This window comes from Variovorax sp. FG153, assembly GCF_057809595.1.
Genome location: NZ_JBMDKG010000002.1, coordinates 245,399 through 261,840 on the forward strand (window position 1 = coordinate 245,399; position 16,442 = coordinate 261,840).

Genomic DNA, 16,442 nt, shown 5'->3' on the forward strand with positions numbered 1-16,442 from the left:
CAGCCGCGCTGCGAATCAAGGACGCTTTAAGTGACCACCACCCAAAACGTTGAGGCGATTGTGCCATAGGGTCTTTGGCAAACAGGCCGCACGGCGGCCACGAAGCGTAGGACGGAGGCGGAATAGAGCCCTTGTGTTGCGGCGGTGCGACACCCTTCGCAGCGTAAAATTTCGCCTTCCTGCCGCCAGCCTCTCGCTCAATGACGTCCTTCGCCAAAGAAACCCTGCCCATCAGTCTCGAAGAGGAAATGCGCCGCAGTTATCTCGATTACGCCATGAGCGTGATCGTGGGCCGCGCCCTCCCCGACGCGAGAGACGGCCTCAAGCCCGTGCATCGCCGCGTGCTCTACGCGATGCACGAGCTCAACAACGACTGGAACCGGCCGTACAAGAAGTCGGCCCGTATCGTCGGCGACGTGATCGGCAAGTACCACCCGCACGGCGACCAGTCGGTCTACGACACGATCGTGCGGCTGGCCCAGGACTTCTCGATGCGCCACATGCTGGTCGACGGCCAGGGCAACTTCGGGTCCGTGGATGGCGACAACGCGGCCGCAATGCGGTATACGGAAATCCGGCTGGCCAAAATCGCGCATGAAATGCTGGCCGATATCGACAAGGAAACGATCGATTTCCAGGACAATTACGACGGCTCCGAAAAAGAACCGGCCGTGCTGCCGAGCCGGCTGCCGAATTTGCTGGTCAATGGCTCCGGCGGTATTGCGGTCGGCATGGCCACCAATATTCCGCCCCACAACCTCAATGAAGTGGTGGACGCCTGCCTGCACCTGCTGCGCAACCCGCAGGCCAGCATCGACGAGCTGATGGAGATCGTGCCGGCGCCCGATTTCCCCACGGCCGGCATCATCTACGGCATCAACGGCGTGAAGGACGGCTACCGCACCGGCCGCGGCAAGGTCGTGATGCGCGCCAAGTGCCACTTCGAGGACATCGATCGCGGCCAGCGCCAGGCGATCATCGTCGACGAGCTCCCCTACCAGGTCAACAAGAAGACGCTGCAGGAGCGCATGGCCGAGCTGGTCCACGAGAAGAAGATCGAGGGCATCAGCCACATCCAGGACGAGTCCGACAAGTCGGGCATGCGCCTCGTCATCGAGCTCAAGCGCGGCGAAGTGCCCGAGGTGGTGCTCAACAACCTCTACAAGCAGACCCAGCTGCAGGACACCTTCGGCATCAACATGGTGGCGCTGGTCGACGGCCAGCCGAAGCTGTGCAACCTCAAGGACCTGATCGAGGTCTTCCTGCAGCACCGCCGCGAAGTGGTGACGCGCCGCACGGTCTTCAACCTGCGCAAGGCCCGCGACCGCGGCCACGTGCTCGAAGGCCTGGCGGTGGCGCTGGCGAACATCGACGACTTCATCGCCATCATCCGCAACGCCCCGACCCCGCCGGTCGCCAAGGCCGAACTGATGGCGCGCAGCTGGGACAGCAAGCTGGTGCGCGAGATGCTCACCCGCACGCGCGCCGACGGCGGCACGATCAGCGCCGACGATTACCGCCCCGAAGGCCTCGAGCGCGAGTTCGGCATGGGCAACGACGGCCTCTACCGCCTCTCGGAGACGCAGGCCCAGGAAATCCTGCAGATGCGCCTGCAGCGCCTGACCGGCCTGGAGCAGGACAAGATCGTCGCCGAGTACAAGGAAGTCATGGCCGAGATCGACGACCTGCTCGACATCCTGGCCAAGCCCGAGCGCGTCTCGACCATCATCGGCGACGAGCTCGGCGCGCTCAAGCAGGAGTTCGGCCACTCGAAGATCGGCGCGCGCCGCAGCCTCGTCGAGCACAGCGCCTTCGACCTCTCCACCGAGGACCTGATCACGCCCACCGACATGGTGGTGACGCTCTCGCACAGCGGCTACATCAAGAGCCAGCCGCTCGGCGAATACCGAGCGCAGAAACGCGGCGGCCGCGGCAAGCAGGCCACCACCACCAAGGAAGACGACTGGATCGACCAGCTCTTCATCGCGAACACGCACGACTACATCCTGTGCTTCTCGAACCGCGGCCGGCTCTACTGGCTCAAGGTGTGGGAGGTGCCCGCGGGCTCGCGCGGCTCGCGCGGCTCGCGCGGCCGCCCGATCGTCAACATGTTCCCGCTGGCCGAGGGCGAGAAGATCAACGTCGCGCTGCCGCTCACGGGCGAGAAGCGCAACTTCCCCGCCGACCAGTACGTGTTCATGTCGACCTCGATGGGCACGGTCAAGAAGACCGCGCTCGACGAGTTCAGCAATCCGCGCAAGGCCGGCATCATCGCGGTCGACCTCGATGCCGGCGACTACCTGATCGGCGCCGCCCTCACCGACGGCAAGCACGACGTGATGCTGTTCAGCGACGGCGGCAAGGCGGTGCGCTTCGACGAGAACGACGTGCGCCCGATGGGCCGCAACGCGCGCGGCGTGCGCGGCATGATGCTCGAGGAAGGCCAGGGCGTGATCGCCATGCTGGTGGCCGAGGACGAGCAGCAGAGCGTGCTCACGGCCACGGAAAATGGTTACGGAAAGCGAACAAGCATTACCGAATACACGCGCCATGGCCGTGGAACCAAAGGCATGATCGCTATTCAACAGAGTGAGCGAAACGGCAAGGTCGTTGCCGCCACACTCGTGCATTCGGACGATGAGATCATGCTCATCACCGACAAGGGCGTGCTGGTGCGCACCCGGGTCGCCGAGATTCGTGAACTGGGTCGCGCGACGCAAGGCGTTACGCTGATCGGGCTCGACGAAGGTGCCAAACTCAGCGGGCTGCAACGTATCGTCGAAAACGATGCCAATGGCGAACCCGAGCCCGGCGCAGACGACACTTCCACATCTTCAACGGAGAATCCTCAGTGAAAAAACAAATCAAGCTCGCACTCCTGACCGTCGCCCTGGCCGGCAGTTCGATGGGCGCCCTGGCCCAGGACAAGGCCACGCTCATCAAGCAGTTCCTCGACCTGCAGCGCCCCGGCATCGAAGCCCTGGCCCGCGGCCTGGTCGAGCAGTCGAGCGCCCCGATCGCGCAGGCCGGTTCGCAGTACCTGCAGACCCAGGTGCCCGAGGCCAAGCGCGAAGCCGCCGCCAAGGCCGCCGATGCCGAGCTCAAGAAGTACTACGACGATGCCTATCCGATCGTGCGCGACAAGGCCGTGCAGCTGGCCCCGGCCACGCTGAGCCCGCTGCTCGAGCAGTCCTTCACCGAAGACGAGCTCAAGCAGCTGCTGGCCTGGATCAACTCGCCGCTGAGCAAGAAGTACCAGGACCTGAACCCCAAGATGCAGACCGCGCTGACGGAAAAGCTGGTGGCCGAGACCCGCGCCACCATCGAGCCGAAGATGCAGGCCCTCGACACCAGCGTCGCCAAGGCACTGGGCGCCCCGACCGAAGCGCCGGCCGCCCCCGCCAAGGCACCGGCCAAGGCTCCCGCCAAGAAGTGACGTGAACGCCCCGCACACCCTGCAAGAACCGGCCCGCCCGCGCCCCTACAACTTCTCCGCGGGCCCCGCCGCCATGCCCGAGGCGGTGCTGCAACGCGCCGCCGCCGAGATGCTCGACTGGCACGGCAGCGGCATGAGCGTGATGGAGATGAGCCATCGCGGCAAGGAGTTCGGCGAGATCTATGCGCAGGCCGAAGCCGACCTGCGCGCGCTGCTGGCGGTACCCGCCAACTTCCGGATCCTGTTCATGCAGGGCGGCGGCCTCGGCGAGAACGCCATCGTCCCGCTGAACCTGTCGCGCGGCGGCACGGTCGACTTCGTGGTCACCGGCAGCTGGAGCGTCAAGTCGCACAAGGAAGCGCAGCGCTACTGCAACGCGCGCGTGGCCGCGAGCAACACCGACGACCAGCACACGCGCCTGCCCGATCCCGCGGGCTGGCAGCTGTCCGGCGACGCCTCGTACGTGCACCTGTGCAGCAACGAGACCATCAACGGCATCGAGTTCCACGAGCTGCCCGACCTCGCCGCCCTCGGCAGCAAGGCGCCGCTGGTGATCGACTTCTCCTCCCACGTCGCCTCGCGCGGCGTCGACTGGAGCCGTGTCGGCCTGGCTTTCGGCGGCGCGCAGAAGAACCTCGGTCCGGCCGGCCTCACGATCGTCGTCGTGCGCGACGACCTGCTGGGCCATGCGCTCGAGATCTGCCCGAGCGCGTTCAACTACAAGACCGTGGCCGACAACCAGTCCATGTACAACACCCCGCCGACCTGGGGCATCTACATGGCGGGGCTCACGTTCCAGTGGCTGCGCGAGCAGACCGAAGGCGCGCTGAGCGGCGTGGCCGCGATGGAGCAGCGCAACATCGCCAAGGCGAAGCTGCTGTACGACTTCATCGATGCGTCGTCCTTCTACCTGAACAAGATCGACCCGGGCTGCCGCTCGCGCATGAACATCCCGTTCTTCCTGCGCGACGAAGCCCGCAACGAGGCCTTCCTGTCGGGCGCCCGCGCGGCGGGGCTGCTGCAGCTCAAGGGCCACAAGTCGGTGGGCGGCATGCGCGCCAGCCTCTACAACGCCATGCCCCTGGAAGGCGTGCAGGCCCTGGTGAGCTACATGCGAGAATTCGAGCGGTCGCACGCCTAGACGCGCGCGCACCTCACCGATGACCGCCCCAGCTCCTACCCCGCCCTCCTCCCCCGACCATTCCGAAAGCCTCGCCGATCTGCGCGTGCAGATCGATTCGCTCGACCAGCAACTGCTGCGCCTGCTCAACGAGCGAGCCCACGTGGCGGAGCTGGTCGGCGAAGTGAAGAAACGCGAAGGCACGCCGTTCTTCCGCCCCGACCGGGTGGCCCATGTCATCGACAAGATGCAGCAGAGCAACGGCGGTCCGCTCAAGGACCTGCACGTGGCGGCGATCTGGCGCGAGATCATGTCGGCCTGCCTGGCGCTCGAGTCGCCGCAGCGCGTGGCGGTGCTCGGCCCCGAGGGCACCTTCTGCGAGCAGGCCGCCATCGAGTACTTCGGCGGCGCCGCCGACCTGATCTACTGCGCCAGCTTCGACGAGGTCTTCCACGCCACCGCCGCCGGCAGCGCCCAGTACGGCGTGGTCGGCGTCGAGAATTCGACCGAGGGCGTGGTCACGCGCTCGCTCGACCTGTTCCTGCACTCGCCCACGCATGTGGTCGGCGAGGTCAGCCTGCTGGTGCGCCACCACCTGCTGCGCAGCAGCAATTCGCTCGAGGGCGTCGAAGCCGTGCTGGCCCATCCGCAGGCGCTGGCCCAGTGCCAGGGCTGGCTGACCAAGCACCTGCCGCATGCCGAGCGCCGCGCCGTGTCGAGCAATGCCGAGGGTGCACGCCTCGCGGCCGCCAACCCGGCCTTCGCGGCGCTGGCCGGCGAACGCGCGGCCACGCGCTTCGGGCTGCACATCGTGGCCCACGCGATCCAGGACGACTCCTACAACCGCACCCGCTTCTCGGTGATCTGCCTGCCGCAGACGCTCGCGATGCCGCCCGCCTCGGGCCGCGACTGCACCAGCCTGATCGTGTCGGTGCCCAACCGGCCGGGCGCGGTGCACGACCTGCTGGTGCCGCTCAAGGTCAACAACGTGTCGATGACCCGCTTCGAGTCGCGCCCCGCGCGCACCGGGCAGTGGGAGTACTACTTCTACATCGACCTCGACGGCCATCCCTCGCAGCCCAACGTGGCCGCGGCGCTGGCCGAGCTGCGCGGTCTCTGCGCGTTCTACAAGGTGCTCGGCGCCTACCCCGTCAAGGCCTGAGTCCGTCGCAAGCAAGCACATGTTCGAGCAACTGGGATTGATCGGCTGCGGCCTGATGGGCGGCTCCTTCGCGCTGGCGCTGAAGCGCGCCAGGCTGGTGAAACGGGTGGTGGGCTACAGCAAGTCGCCCTCCACCACCGAGAAGGCCCGGCAGCTCGGCGTGATCGACGTCGCCGCGCCCTCGGCGCTGCTGGCGGTGTCGGGCGCCGACATCGTGCTGCTGGCCGTGCCGGTGGCGGCCTCGGAAGCCACCTTCAAGGCGATCCGCCACGGCATCGGCAGCGACGCGCTGGTGATGGACGTCGGCTCCACCAAGGGCGACGTCATCGAAGCCGCGCGCCGTGGCCTGCAGGGGCAGCTCGGCAACTTCGTGCCGGCGCACCCGATCGCGGGCAAGGAAGTCTCGGGCATCGAGCATGCCGAGGCCTCGCTGTTCACCGGCCGGCAAGTGGTGCTCACCCCGATCAAGTCCACGCTGCGCTCCAACGTGCAGCGTGCCTCGCAGGTCTGGAGCGGCATCGGCGCGAACGTGCTCACCATGACCCACGAGGAGCACGACGGCGCCTTCGCCGCCGTGAGCCACCTGCCGCACCTGCTGGCCTTCGCCTACGTCAACGGCCTCGCCGGCCAGCCGCAGGGCGATCGCTTCCTGGGCCTGGCGGGCCCGGGCTTTCGCGACTTCTCGCGCATCGCCGCGAGCGACCCCGTGATGTGGCGCGACGTGCTGCTGGCCAACCGAGAGCAGGTGCTGGCGCAGTCGCGTGCCTTCCGCGCCGCGCTGCTCGAGATGGAGAACGCCATGGCCGAGGGCGAATCGCAGGCCCTCGAGCAGTCGATCGCGCGCGCCCGCCGGGTTCGGGCCGCCTGGCAGCCCGGCGCCTCGTCGTCACCCGATTCGCAGCAGGACGCTTGAGATGTACGCCTCGGCCTTTCTCGATCTCCCCGCGCTGACCGGCGCCTCGGGCACGGTGCAGCTGCCCGGCTCCAAGAGCATCTCGAACCGGGTGCTGCTGCTGGCCGCGCTCGCGAGCGGCACCACCACCCTGCACGACGTGCTCGATTCGGACGACACGCGCGTCATGCTCGATGCGCTGCGCGCGCTGGGCTGCGGCGTCGAGCCCGCCGGCAAGCAGGTGCGCATCACCGGCATCGGCGGCCGGGCGATCGGCAACACCGAGCTGCTCTCGCTGTTCCTCGGCAACGCCGGCACCGCGATGCGGCCGCTGACCGCGGCACTGTCGCTGCTGGGCGGCGAATTCGAGCTGCGCGGCGTGCCGCGCATGCACGAGCGCCCGATCGGCGACCTGGTCGACGCCCTCACCCAGCTGGGCTGCCGCATCGACTACCTCGGCAATCCCGGCTATCCGCCGCTGCGCATCCACCCGGTGCCGCACGGCGAACTGGTGCTCGACGCCCCGATCCGCGTGCGCGGCGACGTCTCGAGCCAGTTCCTGACCGCCCTGCTGCTCGCGCTGCCCCTCGCCGCGGCCAGCGACATCACGATCGAGGTGGTCGGCGAGCTGATCTCCAAGCCCTACATCGAGATCACGCTGAACCTGCTGGCGCGCTTCGGCATCGCGGTGCGGCGCGACGGCTGGGAGCGCTTCACGATCCCCGCCGGCAGCAGCTACCGCTCGCCGGGCGACATCCACGTCGAGGCCGACGCCTCGTCCGCCAGCTATTTCATCGCGCTGGGCGCCATCGCGACGGCCGCGTCCGGACCCGACGGCATCCGGATCGAGGGCGTGGGCGCCGATTCGATCCAGGGCGACATCCGTTTCGTCGACGCCGCGCGCCAGATGGGCGCCGAGATCGACAGCGGCCCGAACTGGCTCGCGGTGCGCCGCGGCGCCTGGCCGCTCAAGGCCATCGACCTCGACGCCAACCACATCCCCGACGCGGCGATGACCTTGGCCGTGATGGCGCTCTACGCCGACGGCCCCAGCACCCTGCGCAACATCGCGAGCTGGCGCGTCAAGGAAACCGACCGCATCGACGCCATGGCCAACGAGCTGCGCAAGCTCGGCGCCACGGTCGAGGCCGGGCCCGACTTCATCCGCGTGCATCCGCTGGCGCCGGCCGGCTGGCGGCCCGCGAGCATCCGCACCTACGACGACCACCGGGTCGCCATGTGCTTCTCGCTCGCCGCCTTCAACCCGGCGCGGGTGCCGGTGCGCATCCTCGAGCCGCACTGCGTCGCCAAGACCTTCCCCGACTACTTCGAGACCCTGTTCTCGGTCTCCACGGCCGCCGACATTCCGGTGATCAGCATCGACGGCCCGACCGCCTCGGGCAAGGGCACGCTGGCCTCCGAAGTGGCGCGCCTGCTGGGCTACCACTACCTCGACTCGGGCTCGCTCTACCGCGTGACCGGTCTGGCCATGCGCCGCGCCGGCCTGAGCGCCGACGCCGCGCACGAGGCGCGGATCGCCGCGCTGGCCGCCGCCCTGCCGCTGCAGTTCGTCGAGGGCAAGGTGCTGCTGGACGGCGAGGACGTCAGCGAGGACATCCGCTCCGAGGCCGCCGGCATGGACGCCTCGCGCGTCTCCACGCTGCCGGCCGTGCGCGAGGCGCTGCTGGGCCTGCAGCAGCGCTTCCGCCGGCTGCCGGGCCTGGTGGCCGACGGCCGCGACATGGGCACGGTGATCTTCCCCGACGCCGCGCTCAAGGTGTTCCTGACCGCGAGCGCCGCCCAGCGCGCCGAGCGGCGCCATAAGCAGTTGATTTCAAAGGGTATTTCGACTACACTCGACAGTCTTCGCTCCGATCTGGAGGCGCGCGACGCCAGGGACTCGTCCCGCAGCGTCGCCCCCTTGAAGCCGGCGCAGGACGCGCGCCACCTCGACAACTCCCAGCTCTCGATCGAGCAATCGATCGACACGGTGTTGGACTGGTGGCGACAAGTGCAGCCTTTCGAGTCCGCTTGAAAGGCTCGCGCCCACCGGGTGTTCCGGGAGGCGCCTACCGCTCCAGAAGGCTCCCTTCGCGCGACAGCGCACCGGCCTTCTGGTTGTTCAACCAACCGGGCTTCCGCCCACAACCAACCGCCGTCTCCAGATCCAGTGCAGTCGCACGCAATGTCGCAAGAGCGCCTGCCAACCCTGCCTGACGGAAGGAACCATAAATGTCTGAATCTTTTGCCGACCTATTCGAAGAGTCCCTGAAGCGTTCCGAAATGCGCACCGGCGAGGTCATCACGGCCGAAGTCGTGCGTGTCGAACACAACCACGTCGTCGTCAACGCCGGTCTGAAGTCCGAAGCGTATGTGCCGATCGAAGAGTTCAAGAACGACAAGGGCGAGCTCGAAGTCCAGGCCGGCGATTTCGTTTCCGTTGCCATCGGCAGCGTTGAAAACGGCTACGGCGACACCATCCTCTCGCGCGACACCGCCAAGCGCCTCGCTTCGTGGCTGGCCCTCGAGAAGGCGCTGGAATCGGGCGACTTCGTCACCGGCACCACCAGCGGCAAGGTCAAGGGCGGCCTCACGGTGCTCGTCAACGGCATCCGCGCGTTCCTGCCGGGCTCGCTGATCGACACGCGTCCGATCAAGGACCTGACCCCGTACGAGAACAAGACCCTCGAATTCAAGGTCATCAAGCTCGACCGCAAGCGCAACAACGTCGTGCTGTCGCGCCGTGCCGTGGTCGAAGCCAGCATGGGCGAGGAACGCGCCAAGCTGATGGAAACCCTGAAGGAAGGCGCTGTTGTCCGCGGCGTGGTCAAGAACATCACCGAATACGGTGCGTTCGTGGACCTCGGCGGCATCGACGGCCTGCTGCACATCACCGACATGGCATGGCGCCGTGTCCGCCACCCGAGCGAAGTCGTTCAGGCCGGCCAGGAAATCACCGCCAAGATCCTCAAGTTCGACACCGAGAAGAACCGTGTCTCGCTGGGTCTCAAGCAGATGGGCGACGACCCGTGGATGGGCGTTTCGCGCCGCTACCCGCAATCGACCCGCCTGTTCGGCAAGGTCACGAACATTGCCGACTACGGCGCGTTCGTCGAGCTCGAACCCGGCATCGAAGGCCTGGTGCACGTCTCGGAAATGGACTGGACCAACAAGAACATCGCTCCGAACAAGATCGTCTCGCTGGGCGACGAAGTCGAAGTCATGGTCCTCGAGATCGACGAAGACAAGCGCCGCATCAGCCTGGGCATGAAGCAGTGCAAGGCCAACCCGTGGCAAGAGTTCGCTCAGAACACGAAGCGTGGCGACCGCGTCAAGGGCCCGATCAAGTCGATCACCGACTTCGGCGTGTTCGTGGGCCTGGCTGCCGGCATCGACGGCCTGGTTCACCTCTCGGACCTCTCGTGGAACGAAGCCGGCGAAACCGCCGTTCGCAACTACAAGAAGGGCCAGGAAGTCGAAGCGATCGTGCTGGCCGTCGACGTGGACCGCGAGCGCATCTCGCTGGGCATCAAGCAGCTCGACAGCGACCCGTTCACCACCTTCACCACGGTCAACGACAAGGGCCAGATCGTGACCGGCAAGGTCAAGACGGTCGACGCCCGCGGCGCCGAGATCGACCTGGGCGAAGACATCATCGGCTACCTGCGTGCTTCGGAAATCTCGCGCGACCGCGTCGAAGATGCCCGCAACGTGCTCAAGGAAGGCGACGAAGTCACGGCCATCGTCGTGAACGTGGATCGCAAGACCCGCAACATCCAGCTGTCGATCAAGCAGAAGGACATGGTCGACGAGCAAGGCGCCATGGCCAGCCTGAGCCAGCAGTCGGCACGCGAGAACGCGGGCACGACGAGCCTGGGCGCCCTGCTGCGCGCCAAGCTGGACAACAGCGACAAGTAAGCCGTCGCCCGAAGACAGAGCAGGCCCTGGTGGCCTCTCTGTCTTTTTTTTCGCCCCTGCTTTTGCTTTGACCTATGACCCGCTCTGACCTCGTCGAAGAACTCGCAGCGCGCTTTGCGCAACTCACCCACCGGGATGCCGAATACGCCGTCAAGACCATCCTCGACGCGATGAGCGATGCCCTGGTGCGCGGGCACCGGATCGAGATCCGCGGCTTCGGCAGCTTCTCGGTCAACCGGCGTCCGCCGCGCATCGGCCGCAACCCGCGCTCGGGCGAGAGCGTGCAGATTCCAGAGAAGCGCGTGCCGCACTTCAAGCCCGGCAAGGCCCTGCGCGAGGCGGTCGACGCCCGCAGCGCCGAACTCGGCATCAAGACGACGCCGAAGGCCTGAACCCGGCCCCCATCGGCGCGGACCATCCGGCGCAGGTGCAACCGTAGAATCGTCCCGCCAACGGGACCGCGCATGAAATACCTCCTGTGGCTGCTCAAGGCAGCCATTTTTTTTACGCTCTTCGCCTTCGCGCTGAACAACCAGCACGACGCGACCGTCTATTTCTTCTTCGGCACCTACTGGCGCGCGCCGCTGGTGCTGGTCGTGCTGGCCGCCTTCGCGGGCGGCCTCGTGGTGGGCGCGCTCGGCATGCTGCCGGGCTGGTGGAAGCACCGCAGCGCCGCCGCGCAACTGCCGGCCACGACCGCGGGCAACCCCACGCCCACCGCGACGGCCGCCGTGCCGGCCACCACCCCGGCGCCGACCATCGCCGCCACCGACCTTCCCGCCGTACGCCAACATGGACTTTGATCCCAGCTGGTTGCTGATCAGCCTGCCCGTCGCCTTCGTCCTGGGCTGGCTGGCTTCCCGTTTCGACATCCGCCAGCTCAAGCTCGAGAACCGCCAGGCCCCCAAGGCCTACTTCCGCGGCCTCAACTTCCTGCTCAACGAGCAGCAGGACCAGGCCATCGACGCTTTCATCGAGGCGGTGCAGAACGACCCCGACACGCAGGAGCTGCACTTCGCGCTCGGCAACCTGTTCCGCCGCCGCGGCGAGTACCAGCGCGCGGTGCGCGTGCACGAGCACCTGCTCGGCCGCGGCGACCTGAGCCGCGGCGACCGCGAGCGCGCCCAGCACGCGCTGGCGCAGGACTTCCTGCGCGCCGGCCTGCTCGATCGCGCCGAGGCGGCGCTGCAGAAGCTCGAGGGCACGCGTTACGAGAACGAGGCACGGCTCGCGCTGCTGGCCATCTACGAACGCTCGCGCGAATGGAGCCAGGCCGCCGACGTGGCGCGCAAGCTCGACGAATCCGACCAGGCCAGCTACGGCACGCGCCGCGCGCATCACCTGTGTGAGCAGGCCGCCGAACAGGTCGGCATGGGCGACCTCGCGGCCGCGCGCCGCCTGCTCGAGCAGGCCGTGGCCCAGGCGCCGCAGGCACCGCGCCCGGCCATCGACACCGCGACCTTGCAGCTGCGCAGCGGCGAGGCCGGCGCCGCCTTCGACACCCTGGTGGCCCTGAGCGACACCGCGCCGCTCGCGCTGCCGCTGTACGCCGCCGCGCTGCAGCAGGCCGCCGTGGCCGCGCAGCGCACGCCCGAGGCGCTCGCGCTGCTGCAGCGGCGCTATGCCGAATCGCCGTCGATCGACGTGCTCGAGGCGTTGATCGCGCTCGGCGGCGCACCCGCCGACACCGCACCCGAGGCCGAGGGCGCGCAGCCCGTGCCGCGCGACGGCTACATCGCGCATCTCGCGCACCAGCCCTCGCTGGTCGCGGCCTCGCGCTGGCTCGCGGGCGAACGCTTCGAGCACGAGCAGTTCCATCCGCAGGTGCAGCGCGCGCTCGACCAGGCCACGCGGCCGCTGATGCGCTACCGCTGCGCGGCGTGCGGCTTCGAGGCGCACCAGCACTTCTGGCACTGCCCCGGCTGCCAGGCCTGGGACAGCTATCCGCCGCGCCGCGTCGAAGAGCTCTGAGCAGCTTCGATCACCTTGCTGAACAATGGTGGCCGCTCGCACGCGGCCGTCAACGCCCCGTTCGAAGCCCTCGTTGAGCCGAAGCCGACGTCTTGTCGGCGCATCAAAAGCATCAACGAGGGAGTTCAAACATGTTCAAGAAAATCGTGGCCACGGCCACCCTGCTGTTCGCTGCCGCATCGTTCGCGGCGGTCGACGTCAACAAGGGCAGCGAAGCCGATCTCGATGGCCTCAAGGGCGTGGGACCCGCGCTCTCCAAGCGCATCCTCGACGCGCGCAAGCAGGGCGAGTTCAAGGACTGGGCCGATCTCATGCAGCGCGTGAAGGGCGTGAAGGAAAAGGCCGCGGCCAAGCTCTCGGCCGAGGGCCTCACGGTCAACGGCAAGGCCTACGCGGGCGGCGAGGCACCCGTGGCCGCCAGGAGCGACAAGGCGGTGAAGAGCGCCGCCAAGCAATAACGAACGAGGCCGATCGAGACCCGCATCGGCAGACCCATGACGGGTTCGCGAGGCCGCGCAGCCGGCCTCGCCAGGGCCGCCCGCGGAACCCTCCGCGCGGCGGCTTTCTTCATCCCGAAGTCATGCCGCGAACGCAACGCCGGCGCGCACCATGACAGGGAAAGGCCTCAGCAAGTGGCCCGGAATTTGCACGTATGCTCGCTTTCGTTTTCACTTTCACACGAACCGGAGCGCTCATGAATCACAAGTTCGGCATTGCCCTCGCGGGCCTCACCCTCGGCGCCGCGGCCTTCGCCCAGACCAAGTGGGACCTGCCTACCGCCTATCCGGCCAGCAACTTCCACACCGAGAACATCACGCAGTTCGCGAGCGACGTGGACAAGGGCAGCGCGGGCAAGCTCAAGATCACGGTGCATTCGAACGCCTCGCTGTTCAAGGCGCCCGAGATCAAGCGCGCGGTGCAGGGCGGCCAGGCGCAGCTCGGCGAGATCCTGCTGGTGAACTACCAGAACGAGTGGCAGCTCTTCGGTGCCGACGGCATCCCCTTCCTGGCCGACAGCTACGACGCGGCCTGGAAGCTCTACCAGGCGCAGAAGCCCGCGCTCGAGAAGAAGCTCGCCGAGCAGGGCATCCAGCTCCTCTACACGGTGGCCTGGCCGCCGCAGGGCATCTTCGTCAAGAAGGAGATCGCCTCGGCCGCCGACCTCAAGGGCGTGAAGTGGCGCGCCTACAGTCCCGCCACCGCGCGCATCGGCGAACTGGTCGGCGCGCAGCCCGTCACCGTGCAGCAGGCCGAGCTCTCGCAGGCCATGGCCACCGGCGTGATCGAGTCGTACATGTCCTCGGGCTCCACCGGCTACGACACCAAGACCTACGAGTACATCAAGAACTTCTACGACACCCAGGCCTGGCTGCCGAAGAACGCGGTGCTGATGAACAAGAAGGCCTTCGACGCGCTCGACAAGCCCACGCAGGACGCCGTGCTCAAGGCCGCCGCCGATGCCGAGAAGCGCGGCTGGGACCTGTCGAAGAAGAAGAACCTCGAGTACCTCGACCTGCTCAAGAAGAACGGCATGACGGTGCACGTTCCCTCGGCCCAGCTCAAGTCCGACATGAAGAAGGTCGGCGACACCATGATCAAGGAATGGACCGAGAAGGCCGGCCCCGAGGGCCAGGCCGTGGTCGACGCCTACAAGAAGATGTGAGCGAGCGTCCCGACGGCACCCGATGCGCAAGACGCTCGACTTTCTCTACATGAGCGCCGCCGCCCTGGCGGCGCTTTTCATGGTGGGCCTGCTGGTGGCGGTGCTCCTGTCCATCATCGGCCGCCAGCTTCACTTCAACATTCCCGGCATCGACGCCTATGCCGGCTACATGATGGCCGGCGCGGGCTTCCTCGCGCTGGCGCACACGCTCAAGCGCGCCGAGCACATCCGCGTGACGCTGGTGCTGCAGAACCTGCCCCCCGCCGCGCAGCGCTGGCTCGAGCGCTGGGCCATGGGCGCGGCGGCGCTGCTGGCGCTGCTGTTCGCCTGGTACAGCGTGCGCCTGGCCTGGCAATCGTTCGACTACCACGACATCTCCACGAGCAACGACGCCACCCCGCTGTGGATCCCGCAGCTGTCGATGGCACTCGGCGTCGTCGTCTTCGCGATCGCCGCGATCGACGAGTTCGTGATCGAGTGGCGGGGCCGCCCGGCCAGGGCGGCCGGAACGGAGGCGCTGCGCCATGAGTGACATCGCGATCGCCGGCCTCCTGATCCTCTCGCTGTTCCTGATCCTGGGCAGCGGCGTGTGGATCGGCCTCACGCTCTCGGGCGTCGCATGGATCGCGATGCAGGTCTTCTCCTCGCGCCCCGCGGGCGACGCGATGGCGGTCACCATCTGGGGCTCGGCCTCGAGCTGGACGCTCACCGCGCTGCCGCTGTTCGTCTGGATGGGCGAGATCCTGTTCCGCACGCGGCTGTCGCAGGACATGTTCAAGGGCCTCGCGCCCTGGATGCAGGCCCTGCCGGGCCGGCTGCTGCACACCAACGTGGTGGGCTGCGCGATCTTCGCGGCCGTCTCGGGCTCGAGCGCGGCGACCTGCGCCACCATCGGCAAGATGAGCCTGCCCGAGCTCAAGCGCCGCGGCTATCCCGACGACATGGTGATCGGCACGCTGGCCGGCGCCGGCACGCTGGGCCTGCTGATCCCGCCGTCGATCATCATGATCGTCTACGGCGTCAGCGCCGACGTGTCGATCGCGCGGCTGTTCATCGCGGGCATCGTGCCGGGCATCCTGCTGGCGCTGCTGTTCTCGGGCTACATCGCGTTCTGGGCCCTGCGCCATCCCGAGCGCGTGCCGCCCGCGGACGCCAGGCTGCCCTTCGCCGAGAAGCTCAAGGCCTCGATGTCGCTGATCCCGGTGGCGCTGCTGATCGCCGCGGTGCTGGGTTCGATCTACGCGGGCATCGCCACGGCCACCGAGGCCGCGGCCGTGGGCGTGGTGGGCGCGATGGTGATCTCGGGCGTGCAGGGCTCGTTGTCCTGGCACAGCTTCAAGGAAGCGTTGCTGGGCGCGACGCGCCTCTATTGCATGATGGCGCTGATCCTCGCGGGCGCGGCCTTCCTCACGCTGGCCATGGGCTACATCGGCCTGCCGCGCCACCTGGCCGAATGGATCGGCTCGCTGGGCCTGTCGAAGTTCCAGCTGGTGGCGATGCTCGCGCTGTTCTACATCGTGCTGGGCTGCTTCCTCGACGGCATCTCGATGGTGGTGCTGACCATGGGCGTGATCATGCCCACGGTGATCTCGGCGGGCATCGACCCGATCTGGTTCGGCATCTTCATCGTGCTGGTGGTCGAGATGGCGCAGATCACGCCACCGGTGGGCTTCAACCTGTTCGTGCTGCAGGGCATGACCGGCAAGGACCTGCTGTACATCGCGCGCGTGACGCTGCCGATGTTCTTCCTGATGGTGGCCGCGGTGCTGCTCATCTACTTCGTGCCGCAGCTCGTGACCTGGCTACCGCAGCAGATGGCGCCCTGAAGCTTTCACGCCCCGGGCCGACAATCGCCGCATGCTCGTTCCGATTCTCGCGATCTGCGTCGGCGCCTCCATCGGCGCCCTGTCCCGCTGGGGTCTCGCGCTCTGGCTCGGTGTCGGCGGCCTCATGCCCTGGGGCACGCTGGCCGCCAACCTGATCGGCGGCTACCTGGTCGGCCTGGCCGTCGCCACCTTCCAGCTGCTGCCCAACCTCGATCCGGTCTGGCGGCTCGCGCTGGTGACCGGCTTCCTCGGCGGCCTCACCACCTTCTCGAGCTTCTCGGCCGAAGTCACGACCATGCTGCTCGAAGGCCGGCTCGGCGTGGCCCTGGTCACGGCCGCCGCCCACCTGGGCGGATCGCTGTGCCTGACCTGGCTGGGCATCCGCACCGTGCAGGTCTTGTCGGCCTGATCGGCCACGAAAAAACCGCCTTATGTCCTGCGGTTATAGATACCG

Annotated in this window: 15 protein-coding genes; all 15 read left to right on the plus strand. The window is 67.7% G+C overall.

Going from position 1 to position 16,442, the window contains the following annotated elements:
* The first annotated feature begins 200 nt into the window (after nucleotides 1-200).
* Nucleotides 201-2,855 carry a DNA gyrase subunit A gene (gene gyrA / locus ACODT0_RS04360; protein ID WP_489040702.1) on the plus strand — a complete coding sequence of 885 codons (2,655 nt, stop codon included), beginning with the start codon at nucleotides 201-203 and terminating at the stop codon, nucleotides 2,853-2,855.
* Complete coding sequence (locus ACODT0_RS04365) at nucleotides 2,852-3,436, plus strand: DUF2059 domain-containing protein (protein WP_261210215.1); 585 nt, start codon at nucleotides 2,852-2,854, stop codon at nucleotides 3,434-3,436. The genes gyrA and ACODT0_RS04365 overlap by 4 nt, the downstream gene beginning before the upstream one ends.
* A gap of 1 nt (nucleotide 3,437) precedes the next feature.
* The gene (gene serC / locus ACODT0_RS04370; RefSeq protein WP_489040703.1) at nucleotides 3,438-4,577 is read left to right on the plus strand and encodes a 3-phosphoserine/phosphohydroxythreonine transaminase; all 1,140 of its coding nucleotides are present in this window, start codon (nucleotides 3,438-3,440) and stop codon (nucleotides 4,575-4,577) included.
* 19 nt (nucleotides 4,578-4,596) lie between these two features.
* On the plus strand, nucleotides 4,597-5,718 hold the full coding sequence (pheA, locus tag ACODT0_RS04375; protein WP_296737561.1) for a prephenate dehydratase: 1,122 nt from the start codon (nucleotides 4,597-4,599) through the stop codon (nucleotides 5,716-5,718).
* A gap of 19 nt (nucleotides 5,719-5,737) precedes the next feature.
* On the plus strand, nucleotides 5,738-6,631 hold the full coding sequence (locus ACODT0_RS04380) for a prephenate dehydrogenase (RefSeq protein WP_057589607.1): 894 nt from the start codon (nucleotides 5,738-5,740) through the stop codon (nucleotides 6,629-6,631).
* A gap of 1 nt (nucleotide 6,632) precedes the next feature.
* Nucleotides 6,633-8,645: a bifunctional 3-phosphoshikimate 1-carboxyvinyltransferase/cytidylate kinase gene (locus ACODT0_RS04385; RefSeq protein WP_489040704.1), complete on the plus strand. Its 2,013-nt coding sequence runs from the start codon at nucleotides 6,633-6,635 to the stop codon at nucleotides 8,643-8,645.
* Nucleotides 8,646-8,842: 197 nt separating this feature from the next.
* Complete coding sequence (gene rpsA / locus ACODT0_RS04390) at nucleotides 8,843-10,528, plus strand: 30S ribosomal protein S1 (protein WP_057589605.1); 1,686 nt, start codon at nucleotides 8,843-8,845, stop codon at nucleotides 10,526-10,528.
* A 74-nt stretch (nucleotides 10,529-10,602) separates the two neighbouring features.
* A complete protein-coding gene (locus ACODT0_RS04395) occupies nucleotides 10,603-10,920 on the plus strand; it encodes an integration host factor subunit beta (RefSeq protein WP_057589604.1) in 318 nt (105 codons plus the stop codon).
* Between the two features lie 72 nt (nucleotides 10,921-10,992).
* Complete coding sequence (locus tag ACODT0_RS04400; RefSeq protein ID WP_261210205.1) at nucleotides 10,993-11,331, plus strand: LapA family protein; 339 nt, start codon at nucleotides 10,993-10,995, stop codon at nucleotides 11,329-11,331.
* Nucleotides 11,321-12,499: a lipopolysaccharide assembly protein LapB gene (gene lapB, locus ACODT0_RS04405; RefSeq protein ID WP_261210203.1), complete on the plus strand. Its 1,179-nt coding sequence runs from the start codon at nucleotides 11,321-11,323 to the stop codon at nucleotides 12,497-12,499. Before ACODT0_RS04400 ends, lapB begins: the two co-directional genes overlap by 11 nt.
* A gap of 131 nt (nucleotides 12,500-12,630) precedes the next feature.
* A complete protein-coding gene (locus tag ACODT0_RS04410; protein WP_489040705.1) occupies nucleotides 12,631-12,957 on the plus strand; it encodes a ComEA family DNA-binding protein in 327 nt (108 codons plus the stop codon).
* A 236-nt stretch (nucleotides 12,958-13,193) separates the two neighbouring features.
* Nucleotides 13,194-14,162, plus strand: a complete 969-nt coding sequence (locus ACODT0_RS04415; protein WP_057589600.1) for a TRAP transporter substrate-binding protein — start codon at nucleotides 13,194-13,196, stop codon at nucleotides 14,160-14,162.
* Nucleotides 14,163-14,184: 22 nt separating this feature from the next.
* Nucleotides 14,185-14,694, plus strand: coding sequence for a TRAP transporter small permease (locus tag ACODT0_RS04420; protein WP_057589599.1), 510 nt, complete (start codon nucleotides 14,185-14,187; stop codon nucleotides 14,692-14,694).
* Nucleotides 14,687-15,988, plus strand: a complete 1,302-nt coding sequence (locus ACODT0_RS04425) for a TRAP transporter large permease (protein WP_422097707.1) — start codon at nucleotides 14,687-14,689, stop codon at nucleotides 15,986-15,988. The genes ACODT0_RS04420 and ACODT0_RS04425 overlap by 8 nt, the downstream gene beginning before the upstream one ends.
* 31 nt (nucleotides 15,989-16,019) lie before the next feature.
* Nucleotides 16,020-16,397, plus strand: coding sequence for a fluoride efflux transporter CrcB (crcB, locus tag ACODT0_RS04430; protein ID WP_057589597.1), 378 nt, complete (start codon nucleotides 16,020-16,022; stop codon nucleotides 16,395-16,397).
* The last annotated feature ends 45 nt before the right edge of the window (nucleotides 16,398-16,442 follow it).

What these genes read in the sequence shown, in the direction of transcription:
- ACODT0_RS04425 (WP_422097707.1), top strand. Translation starts at nt 14,687, where the DNA reads ATGAGTGACATCGCGATCGCCGGCCTCCTGATCCTCTCGCTGTTCCTG.
- ACODT0_RS04420 (WP_057589599.1), top strand. Translation starts at nt 14,185, where the DNA reads ATGCGCAAGACGCTCGACTTTCTCTACATGAGCGCCGCCGCCCTGGCG.
- ACODT0_RS04395 (WP_057589604.1), top strand. Translation starts at nt 10,603, where the DNA reads ATGACCCGCTCTGACCTCGTCGAAGAACTCGCAGCGCGCTTTGCGCAA.
- ACODT0_RS04380 (WP_057589607.1), top strand. Translation starts at nt 5,738, where the DNA reads ATGTTCGAGCAACTGGGATTGATCGGCTGCGGCCTGATGGGCGGCTCC.
- ACODT0_RS04400 (WP_261210205.1), top strand. Translation starts at nt 10,993, where the DNA reads ATGAAATACCTCCTGTGGCTGCTCAAGGCAGCCATTTTTTTTACGCTC.
- ACODT0_RS04385 (WP_489040704.1), top strand. Translation starts at nt 6,633, where the DNA reads ATGTACGCCTCGGCCTTTCTCGATCTCCCCGCGCTGACCGGCGCCTCG.
- ACODT0_RS04410 (WP_489040705.1), top strand. Translation starts at nt 12,631, where the DNA reads ATGTTCAAGAAAATCGTGGCCACGGCCACCCTGCTGTTCGCTGCCGCA.
- lapB (WP_261210203.1), top strand. Translation starts at nt 11,321, where the DNA reads ATGGACTTTGATCCCAGCTGGTTGCTGATCAGCCTGCCCGTCGCCTTC.
- ACODT0_RS04415 (WP_057589600.1), top strand. Translation starts at nt 13,194, where the DNA reads ATGAATCACAAGTTCGGCATTGCCCTCGCGGGCCTCACCCTCGGCGCC.
- crcB (WP_057589597.1), top strand. Translation starts at nt 16,020, where the DNA reads ATGCTCGTTCCGATTCTCGCGATCTGCGTCGGCGCCTCCATCGGCGCC.
- pheA (WP_296737561.1), top strand. Translation starts at nt 4,597, where the DNA reads ATGACCGCCCCAGCTCCTACCCCGCCCTCCTCCCCCGACCATTCCGAA.
- gyrA (WP_489040702.1), top strand. Translation starts at nt 201, where the DNA reads ATGACGTCCTTCGCCAAAGAAACCCTGCCCATCAGTCTCGAAGAGGAA.
- rpsA (WP_057589605.1), top strand. Translation starts at nt 8,843, where the DNA reads ATGTCTGAATCTTTTGCCGACCTATTCGAAGAGTCCCTGAAGCGTTCC.